This is a genomic window from Bacillus sp. ok061, from assembly GCF_900108285.1.
GTDB lineage: Bacteria > Bacillota > Bacilli > Bacillales > Bacillaceae_G > Bacillus_A > Bacillus_A thuringiensis_S.
The window spans coordinates 46440-61991 of record NZ_FNUW01000008.1 but is presented as its reverse complement, the minus strand read 5'-3'; the positions used below and the strand labels follow the sequence as shown (position 1 = coordinate 61991).

The window sequence follows — 15552 nt, the reverse complement described above, 5'->3', positions numbered from 1 at the left end:
AATCATGTAAGACTAGGGTGCAAGGAAGAAGCCACCCTTTTCTGTCTCACAGGACTGAATTAAAAGGTTATTATTATGAAGCAATCTGCTTAGGTTGTTTTATTTGTTTCGTTTCCGGTAGTAGTAGATTTAACAGTACACCTACAATTGCTGCTAGTGCCATTCCTTCTACTTGGAACGATTCTCCTACGTGAAGTACCGCTCCACCAATACCGATTACTAGTATTACTGATGCAATCATTAAGTTTCGTTTGTCACTTAAATCTGTTTTATCATCTACCATCATGCGTAATCCGCTTGATGCAATTACACCGAATAGTAAGATTGATACCCCACCCATAACTGGTGTTGGGATCGAATGAATCAGCGCAGAAATCTTACCGATAAATCCGAACATGATTGCGAATACTGCTGAACCGATGAATAAGTATACACTGTATGCTCTCGTAATTGCTAGCACACCGATGTTTTCACCATACGTTGTATTCGGTGGTCCACCTATTAGTGATGCAATCAATGTTGCTATTCCATCACCGAAGATTGAGCGATGTAAACCTGGTTTTTCAATTAAATCTCTTTTAATAACATTTCCAAGTACAATTTGATGTCCGATATGCTCTGAAATTGTTACTAGTGCAACTGGTACCATCAAGAGTACTATCTTCCATGAAAACTCCGGAGTATATGTTACAAATGGTACTGTGAAGTCTGGTACAACAAACCATTTCGCCTCAGCTACTGGTTTTAAATCGACTAATCCTTGGAAGTATGCGAAGATGTACCCCCCGATAATACCGAGTAAAACTGGTATTATACTGAAGAACCCTCTTCCGAATATCGAGCATATAATTGTAATTGCTAATGTTACTAATGCTACTGAAAAGTGTATAAAGCTATATTTGCCATCCGCACCGTTCATCGCCATGTTAACTGCTGTATGTGCTAACGCTAAACCGATTACCATTACTACCGGCCCAACTACGATTGGCGGAAGTAATTTCATAATCCACTCTGATCCTGATTTCTTAATTCCGAGTGAGATTAAGATGTACACAAGCCCTGCTAGCAAACCACCAAGCATTGCTGCTCCCGGTCCACCTGCCGTTTTCGCTGTTATAATCGGTGCGATAAAGGCGAATGATGATCCTAGATAGGCAGGTACTTGACCTTTCGTTATAAGAAGAAACGCTAACGTTCCTAATCCACTTGATATTAATGCTACTGATGGATTCAATCCTGTTAAAAACGGAACAAGCACTGTTGATCCAAACATCGCGAACAAATGTTGTATACTCAAAAATAACCATTTTCCCGGTTTCGGTACTTCATTAACGTCTAACACTGGCTTTTGTTCCATTGTTACATCCTCCTTCAGTTTAAATCTTTGCAATAAAAAAACTCTTTGTGCCTGTGCACAAAGAGTCCTACACTTTCGTATGCCAAATTTGACATATGAAAGCCAAGACCCTTTGGCAGCCTCACAGGACTACATTTAAAAGGGCTTTACTTATCGTATATGCTTACTCGATCTTGTTGATCTGTCTCTTGCAAATCAACTTCGATACGCTCTTCACTTGATGTTGGAATGTTCTTTCCTACATAATCAGCGCGAATTGGTAGTTCACGATGACCTCTATCAACAAGAACCGCCAGTTGGATTTGAGATGGTCTACCTAAATCCATAAGAGCATCCATTGCTGCTCGAACTGTTCTTCCTGTATATAACACGTCATCCACAAGGATAACTTTTTTCTTCGTAATATCTACAGGGATATCAGAACCTTTTACAAGTGGTTCTTTATTTTTGGATTGCAGTGTTAAATCATCACGATATAACGTAATGTCTAACTCTCCAACTTCCATTTCTTTTCCTTCAATTTGACCAATTCGTTCTGCCAAACGTTGTGCAATAAAAATTCCACGAGTTTTAATTCCGACAAGAACACAATTATCGACACCTTTATTTCGTTCCACGATTTCATGACTAATTCGTGTTAAAGCGCGGCGAATCATTTGGTCATCTAAAACGACAGCTTTCTCTTGCATGCTCTACACCTCCAAGCTTTTTTTCTTGCGTGAGAGTAATGGTATAAAAAAAGTCCTCTCAGCGTGTGCGAGAGGACTTTTGAAAAAAGGGTACAGCATACCCTAAGTATTTCAAACCGTTACCTTCTCAACCTCACGGGGCTGTGTTAAAGGATCATTATTTAACTGTTGTCAGTATCTCAGTTTTCTTATGATTTGTCAATACTATTTCCGTAAAATATTTAATGCTTCTTCAAATACTTCTGGAATCGGTGCCTCAAACTGAATATATTCACCAGTACGAGGATGATCAAAGCCTAAAATACCTGCATGAAGTGCTTGTCCATTCATATCTAACGTTTTCTTCGGACCATACTTCGGATCTCCCGCAAGTGGATAGCCAATATATTTCATATGAACACGAATTTGGTGCGTACGTCCCGTTTCTAAGCGACATTCTACAAGTGTAAAGTCTTTAAAGCGTTCTAACACTTGGAAGTGAGTAACAGCGTTTTTACCATTTTCATCAACTGTCATACTTTGACGCTCTTTCTTATCACGACCAATTGGTGCATCGATAGTCCCCTTATCATGCGGAATAACACCGTGCACAATTGCTTTGTAACGTCTTGTTACTGTTTTTGCTACAAGTTGATTTACAAGTGATTCATGCGCCATATCATTCTTAGCAACCATTAATAATCCAGATGTATCTTTATCAATACGATGCACGATACCTGGACGCATTACACCGTTGATACCTGATAAATCTGTACAATGGTGCATAAGGCCGTTTACAAGCGTACCACTTGTATGCCCTGGCGCTGGATGTACAACCATACCACGTGGTTTATTTACAACAAGCACATCTGCATCTTCATAATAAATTTCTAAATTCATATCTTCTGGTTGAATATCTAACGCTTCCGGCTCAGGAATCGTTACTGTAATTTCATCTTCTTCTTTTACTTTATAATTCACTTTTACTGCTTTCCCGTTTACTGTCACAACATCATCTTTAATCCATTGCTGTACTTGTGAACGTGACCATTCGTTATTTATTCCTGCAACGAATTTATCAATTCGCTCATTTTTTTGCTCTTCTACAACTGTTACTTGTACTACTTCACTCATTCAATTACTCCTTCGCTTTCTTGCCTTCTAATAATGTTTGAATAATAATTAATACAACACCAATACATAATGCTGAATCAGCTATATTGAATACTGGATAGTTGTACGAGAAAATATACACGTGAATGAAATCCACTACTTCTTGTCTAAATACACGATCAATAAAGTTACCAATTGCCCCGCCTAAAATTAGGCCTAACGAAATACCTAGAAGCTTGTCTGTTTTCGCATACTTTTTCATATAAAATACGATAAACACTACAAAAACAACTGTAATAATGTAGAAGAACCACATTTTATTTTCTAAAATACCCCAGGCAGCGCCTCTATTTCGATGTGATGTTATGTATAATACATTGTCGATAATCGGAATACTCGTACCCAATTCCATGTTCTTTACAATTAACCACTTCGATATTTGATCGATAGCAATGACAAATAACGCTATTACATAATATATCATTTTCATTTCCCCCACAAAGACAGTGTACCTCAAAATTTTAGCATAGCTGCTACCTTTTCACAATGAACCTTTATAGAAGAATAAAATAAATTAAAAAAAGGTAATATAATATCGTTGTGCGTATTCATACATTTACCTTTTCATAGAAAAATTCATGAATTGTTCGGGCAGTCGGCATTGTTTTCATTTGCTTTGTCGAAATTAATCTCCCCGTCTCTTCACAAATACCGTACATGTCTATTTCCATTTTAAATAATGCGCGTTCTACATCCTTTAAATCCTCTTTTATATCATGTAATAGCAATTTTTTCTTTATCTCTTCCTTAATTTCATATCCAAGCTCTTGGCTGAACTCGACATCATATTTGTGCATTACTTCTTTAGCTAGTCTCTCTTGCAACTCTTTTCTCATCAATTGCAATTCTTCTTTTATTTCCATGTAGATTTCATTCACGTGTACATTCCTCCTAGCTGTAATGTACAGTTAGTGTGTCCGAAATTTATTTGCTTACCTCACACACATTTTTCCTTCACAGGAAAGAGCCTGAAAGTTATTTTGATATATCATCAAAATAAAAAAACTGACTGCATAAATAGCAGTCAGTTTTTTTATTATTTTACATAGTTTTCTTTCACAACTGTTGCACAACGCTCACATAATGTTTCATGTTCAGCATCTTTACCAATTGTTTCTGAAACTACCCAACAACGTTCACATGTTTCACCAGTTGCTTGAGCAACAATAACCGCTGTATGTTCATACTTCGGTGCATCTGCTGGCGCTTCTTCCATCATACCACCAAGTTTATACTCAGAAACGATGAATAATTGCTTTAAGTCTTCGCTAATAGACTCTAACATAGCTTTCATTTCTGCAGTTGGATATAGCGTAATGCTCGCATTTAATGACTTACCGATTACTTTTTCATTACGAGCTACTTCTAGTGCTTTTAACACGTCATCACGTAATGTCATAAATGCATCCCATTTTGTTTTTAATGCTTCCGCGTCATCTAATTGTACAGCTTCTGGCATATCAGTTAATTGTACACTTTCTTCTGTTACGCCTGGAATGTATGGCCATACTTCATCAGCTGTATGCGGTAAGATTGGTGTTACAAGTTTCGTTAACGCAACAAGAACTTCATATAATACAGTTTGAATTGCACGACGATCTTCGTGGTTTGCACCTTCAATGTATAAAATATCTTTTGCAAAATCTAAGTAGAATGAACTTAAATCAATTGTACAGAAGTTATGAATTGCATGATACACAGCAGCGAAATCGTATGTCTCATATGCTTCTTTAACTTTTGTAATTAAGTCATTTAATTTCACTAACATGTAACGATCTACTTCACGAAGCTCAGCTACAGCTACTGCATTTTCACTTGGCTTAAAGTCGTCTAAGTTTCCTAATAAGAAACGGAATGTGTTACGGATTTTACGATACACTTCTGCTACTTGTTTTAAAATATCATCTGAAATACGTACGTCAGATTGATAGTCAACAGAAGATACCCATAAGCGTAAAATGTCTCCACCTAATTGATCCATGATTTTCTTCGGTACGACGATGTTTCCAATCGACTTACTCATTTTACGTCCTTCACCATCTAGTACGAAACCGTGGCTTAGTACGCCTTTATATGGAGCTTTACCTGTTACAGCAACTGCTGTTGATAATGAAGAGTTAAACCAACCACGATACTGATCAGATCCTTCTAAATATAAATCAGCTGGACGCTGTAAATCTTCGCGCTCTTCTAATACAGCTTGGTGAGAAGAACCTGAATCGAACCATACATCCATGATGTCTGTTTCTTTACGGAATTCGCCATTTTGGCTACCTGGATGTGTAAATCCTTCTGGTAATAGATCTTTCGCTTCACGCTCAAACCATACGTTAGAACCGTGTTCACGGAATAAATCTGCTACATGGTTAATTGTTTCATCCGTAATAATTGGATCACCATTCTCAGCATAGAATACCGGAATTGGCACACCCCATGCACGCTGACGAGAAATACACCAGTCACCACGGTCACGAACCATATTATGAAGACGAGTTTCTCCCCATGCTGGTACCCATTTTGTTTCCGCTACAGCTTCTATTAATTCTTTACGGAATGCTTCAATAGATGCAAACCACTGTGCTGTCGCACGGAAAATAATTGGTTTTTTCGTTCTCCAATCATGTGGGTATGAATGCGTAATGAATGTTAGTTTCAGTAACGCGCCTACTTCTTCTAATTTTTCTGTAATTGGCTTGTTAGCTTTATCATAGAATAAGCCTTCAAATCCAGGTGCTTCATTTGTTAATACACCTTTATCATCAACTGGGCAAAGTACTTCTAATCCATACTTTTTACCAACAACGAAGTCATCTTCCCCGTGTCCTGGTGCTGTATGAACACAACCTGTACCTGCATCTGTTGTTACGTGATCTCCTAGCATTACTAATGAATCACGATCGTAGAATGGATGTTTTGCAACTGTGTACTCCAGTTCGCTACCTTTTACTGTTTTCACAACTTCAGCATTTTCCCACTCTAACGTTTTTGCAACTGTCTCAAACAGCTCAGAAGCAATGATATATTTCTCATCATTTACTTTTACAATGCTATATTCAAGCTCTGGGTGAACAGAAATACCTAAGTTTGCAGGTAATGTCCAAGGTGTTGTTGTCCAAATGATGTACTTTTCATCACCTTCTAATACGTTCTTTCCATCTTTTACAGGGAATGCTACGTAAATAGATGCTGATTTTTTATCTTGATATTCAATTTCAGCTTCTGCTAAAGCAGATTCACTCGTTGGAGACCAGTAAACTGGTTTTTGACCTTTATAGATATAACCTTTTTTCGCCATGTCACCAAACACTTTAATTTGTTGTGCTTCATAAGCGGGCTCTAAAGTAATATATGGATTATCCCAATCTGCACGTACACCTAGACGCTTAAATTGTTCACGTTGACGTTCTACTTGTTCATATGCATACTCTGCACATAACTTACGGAACTCAGCAACTGTCATTTCTTTACGCTTTACACCTTTATTTGTTAAAGCTTGTTCAATTGGTAAACCGTGCGTATCCCATCCTGGAACATATGGCGCACTAAAACCAGTCATTGATTTATAACGAACAATAAAGTCTTTTAATACTTTATTTAATGCATGTCCCATATGAATGTCACCATTCGCATATGGAGGCCCATCATGCAATACAAATAAAGGACGACCTTTTGTATGTTCTTGTACTTTTTCGTAAATATTCATTTCAGCCCATTTTTCTTGCATTGCAGGCTCACGTTTTGGTAAGTTCCCACGCATTGGGAACTCTGTTTTCGGCATCAGTAATGTATTTTTGTACTCCATGCTCAATTCCTCCTTACATGTATAAAAGAAATACTTAAAAAACGGAATAAAAAAGAGACTTTCTCATCCCAAAAAGGGACGAGAAAGTCTCCCGCGGTACCACCCTAGTAGATCATATACATATGTATAGAATCCTCTTATATTCTTAACGCGAATACACGCCTACGCTTACTCTATTTGTTCAGCGCGGAACTCCAGGGTGATATTCCCACTATCTCCTTATCCTGAGCTTACACCGTCCTCAGTTCGCTATATAAGGTTTGAAAAGGTACTTATCCCTATCTTCGTTTTTCTTAATAAATATGTTGTTTAAAATTATATGTAATAATGAGAAAAACGTCAAGCTTACACTGTTTCTTCTTTTTTCAACAGTTCATCTACTTCGTCTTCTAACTCAATTAGTTTATCCCAATCATCGTTGTTTAACATTTCAAGCTGTGTTTCTAATAACATACGGAAACGAGTTCGGAATACTTTCGCTTGTTTCTTTAGCTCTTCAATATCAAAAGCAACTTTTCTTGATTTTACTAATGCTTCGTTAATAATACGATCAGCATTCTTTTCAGCTTCACGCACAATTAATTTCGCTTCTTTTTGCGCATTACGTTTTACTTCTTCCGCTGCTTCTTGCGCAACAACGATAGATTTGTTTAACGTATCTTCAATATTAGAGAAATGATCTAACTTCCCTTCTAACTGCGCAACTTTTTCTTCTAAAGCTTTTTTCTCACGAATGACCAATTCATAATCTTTGATAATTTGATCAAGAAACTCATTTACTTGATCTTCATCATAGCCACGGAATCCGCGACCAAATTCTTTGTTATGAATATCTAATGGTGTTAACGGCACAACGCCACCTCCAAGTAGTTATCTAAATTTCCTCTTTCAATTATATCTTTTCTTCGACAAAATAGGAGGATTTCCTTCTAAAAAACCAATCATTTTAGTATACCATACAAAATTCTCCATTTGTCGCGTTTTGTTCTACCTTCTACAGAAAATAATTTACTTCGTCCATATCCTCTAACAGAAAAAACGTCTCCTGGATAACATTCATAAGCAGTTTGTTCCACTATTTTCCAATTAACTTTTACTAAACCATTTTTAATGAAAGGTTGCACTTTCTGTCTAGATAAATGTAACATTTCAGCTAACATAACATCTAAACGAAGTGAAGAAACCGTTCCAGATTTCTCCCCCCACATTTCATGTATCTGTAGAATTTGTTCTCCTTGTACTGCTGATAAGGAGACTTTTACTTTTCCTATTGCTTGTAAGTTCATCTCAATGTACGATACGATTTCTTTCGCAACTACAATTTGGGCACGATTTTCTTGCAGCAAAATATCACCACATTTTTCTCTCGTTAAACCAAGAGACATAAATGTACCTAATATTTGCCTATGTTCTAGCGTATAAAACTTGGAAGGATAGTCAATTTCTAATACTTCTACTTGAAATTCTTCTTCATTTAATTCTAGATAGTCTGGATAAATGAGTGCTCTTTTACGCTCTGCATTAGGCGTTGCACCACCAAATTGCACAGCAACATCTCCTTGTCCAATTACCATAGAAACAATTTGTTGCTGTCTTGGATCAAGGAAATCTGTTAATTTCACTTGATGGTACTCCGCCGTTCGCTTCCACTCTAGCACTTTATCTACAAAGACCTCTTCATCAGGCCTAAAATGTTCATAAATGCTCATGTATTTAACCTCTTACTATAAGAAATAGCTGAACAAACTGAACAAACCACTTTTAGCAAGTTTTAACGCAAAAATCGCAACGAGTGGAGAAATATCAATCATACCCAGCGGCGGAATAAATCTGCGGAATGGTTCTAAATACGGTTCACAAATTCGCGCCAAGAACTCTCCAAAAGATGATTCCTTTGCACCAGGAAACCATGATAGGAGAATGTAAATAATCAGTGCCCACGAGTAAATCTCGATAGCAGAACTTAACACCATTAAAACTGTTGTCATGGCGTATTACCACCTCTTTATATTTGTTTCTTCTTCTTCACCGAATAACTCTGAAATTGCACCAACAATATCAACATTTTCAGGTGTACACATAAATGTTTTCGGTCCTATTTTTTGAATATCCCCGCCTATAGCGTATACAGTACCACTTAAAAAGTCAACGATACGTACCGCTTGATCAGTAGACATTCTCTGCAAATTAATTACAACAGCTCGTCTACCTTTTAAGTGGTCCGCAATCCCTTGTGCTTCCGAATATGTGCGTGGTTCTAATAAAACAACTTTTGAAGATTGTTTTGCTGTTTCAATACTTACAACATTTTGCTTCGGTTGCGCTTTCGGAAACGTAACATCTTGTTGTTCTGGTGGATCTTGCTGCTTTTTCATGTCTGTTTGCTCCTTTTCATAACCATATTGAGCTGCTTCTTTTTCTTCCGGTGTATCAAAAAAGAAGTATTTTACTTTTGACCAACTCATAATAAGATTCTCCTTCCTTTTACGCTTTTCCTACTAAAATCGTTCCCAAACGAATATATGTAGCCCCTTCTTCAATTGCAATCGTGTAATCGTTGGACATTCCCATTGATAATTCTTTACATGGCGCATGTAATAACTCTAGCTCCTGCACCTCTGTTTGTAGCATACGTAATTCCTTAAAACAGCGTCTGATTTCTTCCTCTTCTTCTGTAAATGGAGCCATCGTCATTAGTCCAACCACTTCAATTTTATCGAATTCTTGCAAACTTTGAATAAAAGAAACAACCTCTTCTATTGCCAATCCTTGCTTCGATTCTTCAGATGAGGTTTTCACTTGAATAAAGCATTTCACTTTCTTATCAGCACGTTTCTGAATTTCTTTCGCCAGGGAAAGACGATCTAACGAATGTAAATAATCAATTTCATTAATGATTTCTTTTACTTTTCTCGTTTGTAATGAGCCAATAAAATGCCAATTAACTTTTGAACCGAAATGCTCATATTTCTGTAAGAAACCTTCATTTCTATTTTCACCTAAATCGATAATTCCAGTTTCAATTACTTCGTTTGTTTTTTCAATCCCTACAGTTTTTGTCACTGCAACAAGTTTAATATCTTGCAACGAACGTCCAGCTCGAGCGCAAGATTCTTTAATAGCTTCGTTTACAATTACTAAATTTTCTTGTACTGTCACTTGCTTCCTTCCTCCTTAAAACCTATGAAACTCAACATTCTTCCTGTCTTACCTTGATCACGACGATGAGAGAAAAATAGTTGCTCTTCACAGCTTGTACAAAGAGATGACATTACAATATGCTCTTCTTTTATGCCTGCTTGTACGCATAATATACGATTAATTTCTTTTAAATTAATTGCGTACTGCCCGTCAGAAATTTTTTGATGAGGAACAGCACCGTTAATTACTTTCTGTGCTGCTGTTAATACACGATCATCCACAACATAACAACAAGATCCGATCGACGGCCCAATTGCAACATGAATTTCATCACTTGAAATACCTTCTGCATTCCACTTTTGAATCATTTCCTTTGCAATCTCTTGTACAGTGCCTTTCCATCCAGCATGCGCAAGTCCTATCATACCATGTGATGGTGCATAAAAATAGAGCGGAACACAATCCGCGTAACAAGACGTTAACAGAACATCTTCATTACTCGTATAAATGCCATCTGTTTTTGAAATACCGTCCTCATATGAATAGACGCCACTTCCCTTTTCCTGTTGCCCTACTTTTTCAACATGATGATCATGAACTTGTTCAGAGCAAATCCAGTTTTCTAATGGTTTTTGTAACTTATTTGCTAAAATGCGTCTGTTTTCATGAACGTTCTCCACGATATCATTCACATGTAATCCTAAATTCATCGCATGAAAGGAGCCCGTACTTATCCCACCATCTTTTGTCGTAAATCCAGCAGTAATGTTTCCAAGTTCTTTCCATGCTTGTAAATACAGTATACCGTCCACATATTTAAATGGTTCTCTCATAAAGCGGCTCCTTTTAATTAAAATAACAGAAAAAAGTATGGTACTTCCTGTCTATTTTACCATACTTTTATTTTTTCATAATCCTAACAGAAAAAAAAGAGGAATTTGTAATATTCTTTATGAAATTGTCGGTGTTTGTATTGATTCTGTTACAGTATTAACAGGATTTACTCTTACAAGTATGACATCTTCCCCAATTTTCACAATTTCCTTCCAAGGAATTACAATCTCAACATCTTTTCCAAAAATACCCAGCATACGTGTCTGTTTGGAAATAATAACAGAACAAACTTTCCCTGTGTTCATATCAATTTCAATATCTCCAATATTCCCAACCCTTTTTCCATCTGAAATATTTATAACATCCTTCATCTGTAACTCTGAAATTCGTATCACCATTTTTATCCTCTCCCTTATATGACGAATTGGAAGCTGTTTCTCATATTTACAGGAAGTCACCTATACGAAACACCATGCTAGTTTCATTATATGAACACTAATCCCCTACTATGAGCGTAAACCATATTACATATAAAAAAGTCTCACCATAATTGGTGAGACCTTATCCTTGAATCGTCTTATTCATTTGTTTAATGGCTGACTTCTCTAAACGTGATACTTGAGCTTGGGAAATCCCAATTTCTTCTGCAACTTCCATCTGTGTCTTTCCTTGGAAGAAACGTTTTCTAATAATCATTTTCTCTCGATCATTTAAACGCTTCATTCCTTCTTTCAATGCTAGTTCTTCAACCCACTGCTCGTCCTTTTGTTTTTCATCACTTAACTGATCCATAACAAAGATAGGATCTCCTCCATCATTATAAATCGGTTCAAATAATGAAACTGGGTCTTGAATCGCATCTAAAGCAAATACTATCTCTTCATGAGTTACTTCTAGCACTTTTGCAATATCCATTGCTGTTGGTTCTTTTGAATTTTCTGCAATCAACTTTTCTCTTACTTGCAAAGCTTTATACGCAATATCTCGCAATGAGCGCGATACGCGAATCGGATTATTATCACGCAAATATCTGCGTATTTCCCCAATAATCATCGGCACAGCATACGTTGAAAATTTTACATTTTGGCCTAAATCAAAATTATCAATTGATTTCATAAGTCCGATGCAACCAACTTGAAATAAATCGTCAACATATTCTCCTCTGTTATTAAATCTTTGGATGACGCTCAGTACAAGACGTAAGTTTCCATTCACTAATTTTTCTCTTGCGCTTATCTCTCCACTTTGCATTTCACGAAATAATTTACGCATCTCTTCATTTTTTAATACTGGAAGTTTAGCTGTATCAACACCGCAAATTTCTACTTTGTTTCTCGTCAAAGTGTTCCCTCCTATCGGGAGTTGCTGTACAGTGTAAAGTATTTCCTTTGAAGGGGATTTTATGCATGTGGTTTTTTCACGATTTTTTATTTAAATTATCTTTCCTAATACAACTAAATAGAATAAGACCAGCCTACATAACGGCTGGTCTTATTCTTCACACCATTTTATTAAATTCTTTTCGTAATCTTTTTATAATTCTTTTTTCTAAACGCGAAATGTATGACTGTGAAATCCCAAGCATATCCGCCACATCTTTTTGCGTCTTTTCCTCTCCTCCAGCAAGCCCAAACCGAAGTTCCATAATTTGTTTTTCACGATCATTTAATTGGTGTAATGCTTTCATTAAAAGGTGGCGATCTACAGTAGCTTCTAAATCTTTTGTAATAATATCATCATCTGTACCTAACACGTCAGACAACAACAGTTCATTCCCATCCCAATCAATGTTTAGCGGTTCATCAAAAGAAACTTCCGAACGATTTTTGTTATTTCGACGTAAATGCATTAAAATTTCATTTTCTATACAACGCGATGCATATGTTGCTAATTTTATTTTCTTTTCTGGATTAAATGTATTTACCGCTTTAATAAGGCCGATTGTTCCTATACTAATCAAATCTTCAATATTTATCCCTGTATTTTCAAACTTTCTTGCTATATATACAACGAGCCTTAAGTTACGTTCAATAAGTAATGACCTTGCTGCCTGATCTCCCTTTGGCAATTTATTCAAAAGAACTTCCTCTTCTTCTTTCGTTAACGGTGGTGGCAACGCTTCACTTCCACCAATATAATAAATTTCATCGGTCTTAATTCCTAATTTCAGCAATACTTTATACCAAAGGTATACTAAATAAAATTTTAATTTCATCATATTATCCCGCCTCTCATTATTAAGCGATCACCATTTTTTGTGAAATCAACATTTTTGGATGCACAATACATTGATACTCCCCATTTGTAGACAGTTGTTGTGTATTTAATCCAATTAATACTTTGTTTACAACAATAGAACTACCTTCATGATCAACTTGCACACTGTCAGGCTTAATTGCCCACAAAAATTGACTTTCTACTCCTACTGCACGGAAAGGAATTAAACGTAATTTTGTCGCCCAACCAGAATCATTTTCTGGTATTTGAGGAATTTCTGTTTTGGAATAAATTTGTTCTGTTAACCAAGATGGTAAGCAATGTTCTAATGATGAAACATGCATAATCATAACGGGTGTTTTTGTTAATGGGTCGTAAAGTTGGTTCCCACTGTCAATAAGACCTGCCAGTTCTAGTTCTTCTTCCGCCAATTGAATTTTTACTTTCACAATTTGGTCATAGTGTATTTTCGTGACCTCTACGCTTTCAATACGCTTTTTAGAAAAATAATAAATTACCGGAAAACCAAAAATAACAAATAACCAACTAATTGGATCGCCGTAAGAAATTGACTGAGATTGAACCAATCCATTTACCATTTCATTCGTTTGCAAAAAGAAATGAGTTCCAATTAATCCTCCGCCAACCATAAAGGTTACAAAGTAAAAAGTAAAAACAGTTTGTGCATAATTTCTAAACGTTGTAAACCCAAATGCTGTATACACAATAAGTAACGAGTACAGTAGTTTCATAATTGGATGTGTCATCATAGAAGCAAAAGGAGTAAAGGCAAAAATAACAATAGTTGAACCTATAAATGCCCCTAACACAAGCCTCCATCTTTTGATTTTCTTTTTTAACACGGTAGCTGTTAATAAAAGCAAAAGAAAATCAATGCAGGCGTTTAACAACCAAACAACGTCGGCGTAAACAACCAAACAATTCACCTCTTTTTTCAAGTTGAGACTAGTATAATGCATATCCAATAGGAAAGTGTGTCAATTTGCGGAGGTGTTTTTTTGTTATTTTGTGATTTCTAGACATAATCTGTCGGTAAAAAATAAAAGTACAAATTCATAGAATGATATACTCTTATTTTCACCAACAAAATATATTGAAATATACGAAATAAAAAAAGACCTGCTAAGCAGGTCTTTTTCATTTAAAAAACAAAAAAGGAGCATGAAAGCTCCTTTTTTTATCGTCTACGACGGTTACGTAAAAATGCTGGAATATCGATATCATCTGAATCTGAATGACGCTCATGTACAACTGGCTCTTCACGCTTCATTTCACGTTTTACTTCACGTTGTTTTGAAGGTTGAGCTACTGATTGTTGCTGTTGTTGCGTGTGGTTCGCATTCGGACGAATAATTGGTTTTGGTGGTTGAGTTGCAATGCTATCATCAAAACCAGTTGCAATTACAGTTACAACGATATCATCTTTTAATCCTTCATTAATAACAGAACCGAAGATCATATTTACTTCTGGATCTGAAGCTGAAGCTACGATATCTGCCGCTTCTTGTACTTCATATAAGCTTAAGTTAGCGCCACCCGTAATGTTCATGATAACACCTTGAGCTCCATCAATAGATGTTTCTAGTAATGGACTAGAAATCGCTTTTTTCGCAGCTTCTGCAGCACGATTTTCCCCGTTACCAGAACCAATACCCATTAAAGCAGAACCTCTATTAGACATAATTGTCTTTACGTCTGCAAAGTCTAAGTTAATTAAACCTGGCGTTGCAATTAAATCCGAAATACCTTGAACACCTTGACGTAATACGTTATCAGCTTCACGGAATGCTTCTAACATTGGCGTATTTTTATCAACGATCTCTAATAAGCGATCGTTTGGAATTACAATAAGAGTATCTACATTTTCTTTAAATGCTGCAATACCAGATGCTGCTTGCGTTGCACGTTTACGTCCTTCAAAAGTAAATGGACGTGTTACAACACCAACTGTTAAAGCACCTAATTCTTTTGCAACTTGAGCAACAACTGGAGCTGCACCAGTTCCAGTTCCACCGCCCATACCAGCAGTTACGAAGACCATATCCGCACCACGAAGTGCTTCTTGGATCTGTTCTTTACTTTCTTCTGCAGCTTTTTTCCCTACTTCAGGATTTGCGCCTGCACCAAGTCCACGCGTTAATTTTCCACCAATTTGCATTTTTGTTTCAGCTTTTGATAGATTTAATGCTTGTGCATCAGTGTTCACAGCGATAAAGTCTACACCTTGTACACCGTGTTCAATCATACGGTTTACAGCATTGTTTCCGCCACCGCCGACACCGATAACTTTTATATTCGCTAATTGATCTTGAGTAGTATCAAACTCTAACATGTCGAAA

Annotated in this window: 17 protein-coding genes and 1 other annotated feature; all 17 genes read right to left on the bottom strand. The window is 36.5% G+C overall.

Going from position 1 to position 15552, the window contains the following annotated elements:
* Positions 1-73 precede the first annotated feature (73 nt).
* Positions 74-1357 (bottom strand): uracil permease, encoded by a 1284-nt coding sequence (gene uraA, locus C4S65_RS13175; RefSeq protein WP_000435924.1) that lies wholly within the window; start codon positions 1355-1357, stop codon positions 74-76.
* A gap of 146 nt (positions 1358-1503) precedes the next feature.
* Complete coding sequence (gene pyrR, locus C4S65_RS13170) at positions 1504-2046, bottom strand: bifunctional pyrimidine operon transcriptional regulator/uracil phosphoribosyltransferase (protein WP_001156491.1); 543 nt, start codon at positions 2044-2046, stop codon at positions 1504-1506.
* A 204-nt stretch (positions 2047-2250) separates the two neighbouring features.
* Positions 2251-3159 carry an RluA family pseudouridine synthase gene (locus C4S65_RS13165; RefSeq protein WP_061666362.1) on the bottom strand — a complete coding sequence of 303 codons (909 nt, stop codon included), beginning with the start codon at positions 3157-3159 and terminating at the stop codon, positions 2251-2253.
* Between the two features lie 4 nt (positions 3160-3163).
* Positions 3164-3622: a lipoprotein signal peptidase LspA gene (gene lspA / locus C4S65_RS13160; protein ID WP_000642180.1), complete on the bottom strand. Its 459-nt coding sequence runs from the start codon at positions 3620-3622 to the stop codon at positions 3164-3166.
* A gap of 124 nt (positions 3623-3746) precedes the next feature.
* Entirely contained in the window at positions 3747-4076 is a 330-nt protein-coding gene (locus C4S65_RS13155; protein ID WP_001002956.1) for a molecular chaperone DnaK, read from the bottom strand.
* A 158-nt stretch (positions 4077-4234) separates the two neighbouring features.
* On the bottom strand, positions 4235-7000 hold the full coding sequence (ileS2, locus tag C4S65_RS13150; protein ID WP_086407624.1) for an isoleucine--tRNA ligase: 2766 nt from the start codon (positions 6998-7000) through the stop codon (positions 4235-4237).
* A 71-nt stretch (positions 7001-7071) separates the two neighbouring features.
* Positions 7072-7294 (bottom strand) — a binding site (T-box leader).
* 51 nt (positions 7295-7345) lie between these two features.
* Positions 7346-7852 carry a septum site-determining protein DivIVA gene (gene divIVA / locus C4S65_RS13145; protein ID WP_001131611.1) on the bottom strand — a complete coding sequence of 169 codons (507 nt, stop codon included), beginning with the start codon at positions 7850-7852 and terminating at the stop codon, positions 7346-7348.
* A gap of 89 nt (positions 7853-7941) precedes the next feature.
* Positions 7942-8709, bottom strand: a complete 768-nt coding sequence (locus C4S65_RS13140) for an RNA-binding protein (protein WP_061666360.1) — start codon at positions 8707-8709, stop codon at positions 7942-7944.
* 15 nt (positions 8710-8724) lie between these two features.
* Positions 8725-8988, bottom strand: a complete 264-nt coding sequence (locus C4S65_RS13135) for a YggT family protein (protein ID WP_000214324.1) — start codon at positions 8986-8988, stop codon at positions 8725-8727.
* 6 nt (positions 8989-8994) lie between these two features.
* On the bottom strand, positions 8995-9465 hold the full coding sequence (locus C4S65_RS13130; RefSeq protein WP_000119129.1) for a cell division protein SepF: 471 nt from the start codon (positions 9463-9465) through the stop codon (positions 8995-8997).
* 19 nt (positions 9466-9484) lie between these two features.
* Positions 9485-10159: a YggS family pyridoxal phosphate-dependent enzyme gene (locus C4S65_RS13125; protein WP_000218008.1), complete on the bottom strand. Its 675-nt coding sequence runs from the start codon at positions 10157-10159 to the stop codon at positions 9485-9487.
* Positions 10156-10974, bottom strand: coding sequence for a peptidoglycan editing factor PgeF (gene pgeF / locus C4S65_RS13120; RefSeq protein WP_001209012.1), 819 nt, complete (start codon positions 10972-10974; stop codon positions 10156-10158). The genes C4S65_RS13125 and pgeF overlap by 4 nt, the downstream gene beginning before the upstream one ends.
* Positions 10975-11091: 117 nt before the next feature.
* Positions 11092-11373: a YlmC/YmxH family sporulation protein gene (locus tag C4S65_RS13115; RefSeq protein ID WP_000236752.1), complete on the bottom strand. Its 282-nt coding sequence runs from the start codon at positions 11371-11373 to the stop codon at positions 11092-11094.
* A gap of 163 nt (positions 11374-11536) precedes the next feature.
* On the bottom strand, positions 11537-12316 hold the full coding sequence (sigG, locus tag C4S65_RS13110; protein ID WP_000197755.1) for an RNA polymerase sporulation sigma factor SigG: 780 nt from the start codon (positions 12314-12316) through the stop codon (positions 11537-11539).
* 157 nt (positions 12317-12473) lie between these two features.
* The gene (gene sigE, locus C4S65_RS13105; RefSeq protein WP_000976948.1) at positions 12474-13193 is read right to left on the bottom strand and encodes an RNA polymerase sporulation sigma factor SigE; all 720 of its coding nucleotides are present in this window, start codon (positions 13191-13193) and stop codon (positions 12474-12476) included.
* 19 nt (positions 13194-13212) lie between these two features.
* Positions 13213-14130, bottom strand: coding sequence for a sigma-E processing peptidase SpoIIGA (spoIIGA, locus tag C4S65_RS13100; RefSeq protein WP_000261975.1), 918 nt, complete (start codon positions 14128-14130; stop codon positions 13213-13215).
* Positions 14131-14390: 260 nt separating this feature from the next.
* Positions 14391-15545 carry a cell division protein FtsZ gene (gene ftsZ, locus C4S65_RS13095; protein WP_000888985.1) on the bottom strand — a complete coding sequence of 385 codons (1155 nt, stop codon included), beginning with the start codon at positions 15543-15545 and terminating at the stop codon, positions 14391-14393.
* Positions 15546-15552 lie beyond the last annotated feature (7 nt).

Excerpts from the sequence above, each read along its gene's own strand:
- C4S65_RS13115 (WP_000236752.1), bottom strand. The coding sequence starts at position 11,373 with ATGGTGATACGAATTTCAGAGTTACAGATGAAGGATGTTATAAATATT.
- C4S65_RS13130 (WP_000119129.1), bottom strand. The coding sequence starts at position 9,465 with ATGAGTTGGTCAAAAGTAAAATACTTCTTTTTTGATACACCGGAAGAA.
- ileS2 (WP_086407624.1), bottom strand. The coding sequence starts at position 7,000 with ATGGAGTACAAAAATACATTACTGATGCCGAAAACAGAGTTCCCAATG.
- pgeF (WP_001209012.1), bottom strand. The coding sequence starts at position 10,974 with ATGAGAGAACCATTTAAATATGTGGACGGTATACTGTATTTACAAGCA.
- pyrR (WP_001156491.1), bottom strand. The coding sequence starts at position 2,046 with ATGCAAGAGAAAGCTGTCGTTTTAGATGACCAAATGATTCGCCGCGCT.
- sigE (WP_000976948.1), bottom strand. The coding sequence starts at position 13,193 with ATGATGAAATTAAAATTTTATTTAGTATACCTTTGGTATAAAGTATTG.
- C4S65_RS13135 (WP_000214324.1), bottom strand. The coding sequence starts at position 8,988 with ATGACAACAGTTTTAATGGTGTTAAGTTCTGCTATCGAGATTTACTCG.
- uraA (WP_000435924.1), bottom strand. The coding sequence starts at position 1,357 with ATGGAACAAAAGCCAGTGTTAGACGTTAATGAAGTACCGAAACCGGGA.
- C4S65_RS13140 (WP_061666360.1), bottom strand. The coding sequence starts at position 8,709 with ATGAGCATTTATGAACATTTTAGGCCTGATGAAGAGGTCTTTGTAGAT.
- lspA (WP_000642180.1), bottom strand. The coding sequence starts at position 3,622 with ATGATATATTATGTAATAGCGTTATTTGTCATTGCTATCGATCAAATA.
- ftsZ (WP_000888985.1), bottom strand. The coding sequence starts at position 15,545 with ATGTTAGAGTTTGATACTACTCAAGATCAATTAGCGAATATAAAAGTT.
- C4S65_RS13165 (WP_061666362.1), bottom strand. The coding sequence starts at position 3,159 with ATGAGTGAAGTAGTACAAGTAACAGTTGTAGAAGAGCAAAAAAATGAG.